Source organism: Methylobacterium haplocladii (genome assembly GCF_007992175.1).
Taxonomy (GTDB): Bacteria; Pseudomonadota; Alphaproteobacteria; order Rhizobiales; family Beijerinckiaceae; genus Methylobacterium; species Methylobacterium haplocladii.
This window is the reverse complement of sequence record NZ_BJZT01000080.1, coordinates 1-1,190: the sequence shown is the minus strand read 5'-3', so window position 1 is coordinate 1,190 and position 1,190 is coordinate 1. Positions and strand designations below refer to the sequence as shown.

General features: G+C 66.9%; 1 protein-coding gene. It reads right to left on the bottom strand.

All coding sequences use genetic code 11. The annotated features are described in order from the left end of the window. A partial coding sequence (gene tuf, locus MHA02_RS21805; RefSeq protein ID WP_147082674.1) for an elongation factor Tu occupies positions 1–1,189 on the bottom strand: 1,189 nt, incomplete at its 3' end. Between the last annotated feature and the right edge of the window lies 1 nt (position 1,190).

The following is a 1,190-nucleotide window of genomic DNA, read 5'->3' as shown; positions in this document are numbered from 1 at the left end:
ATTCCTGGATGCTGGCGACGACGCCGGCACCGACGGTGCGGCCGCCTTCGCGGATGGCGAAGCGCAGCTTCTCCTCCATGGCGATCGGCACGATCAGCGCCACGTCCATGGTCACGCTGTCGCCCGGCATCACCATCTCGGTGCCCTCGGGAAGGGTGCAGATCCCGGTCACGTCCGTGGTGCGGAAGTAGAACTGCGGGCGGTAGTTGGTGAAGAACGGCGTGTGGCGGCCGCCCTCCTCCTTCGTCAGGATGTAGGCCTCGGCCTTGAACTTGGTGTGCGGCTTCACCGAACCCGGCTTGCACACGACCTGGCCGCGCTCGACGTCCTCGCGCTTGGTGCCGCGCAGGAGCACGCCGACGTTGTCGCCGGCCTGGCCCTGGTCGAGAAGCTTGCGGAACATCTCGACGCCCGTGACCGTCGTGGTCTGGGTGTCCCGGATGCCGACGATCTCCACCGTCTCGCCGACCTTGACGATGCCGCGCTCGACGCGACCCGTCACCACCGTGCCGCGGCCCGAGATCGAGAACACGTCCTCGATCGGCATCAGGAACGGCTTGTCCACCGGACGCTCCGGCTGCGGGATGTACTCGTCCACCGTCTTCATCAGCGCGAGCACGGCGTCGTGGCCGACGGCCTTGTCGCCGTTGTCGAGGGCGACCTTGGCCGAGCCCTTGGTGATCGGGATGTCGTCGCCCGGGAACTCGTACTTCGAGAGGAGCTCGCGCACCTCCATCTCCACGAGCTCGAGCAGTTCCTCGTCGTCGACCAAGTCGACCTTGTTCAGGAACACCACCAGCGCCGGCACGCCGACCTGGCGGGCGAGCAGGATGTGCTCGCGGGTCTGCGGCATCGGGCCGTCGGCAGCCGAGACCACCAGGATCGCGCCGTCCATCTGCGCCGCGCCCGTGATCATGTTCTTCACGTAGTCCGCGTGCCCGGGGCAGTCGACGTGGGCGTAGTGGCGGTTGGCCGTCTCGTACTCGACATGCGCCGTCGAGATCGTGATGCCGCGCGCCTTCTCCTCGGGCGCCTTGTCGATCTGGTCGTAGGCCGTGAACGTCGCGCCGCCCGACTCCGCCAGAACCTTCGTGATCGCCGCCGTCAGCGAAGTCTTGCCGTGGTCCACGTGACCGATCGTGCCGATGTTGCAATGCGGCTTGTTGCGGTTGAACTTTTCCTTGCCCATC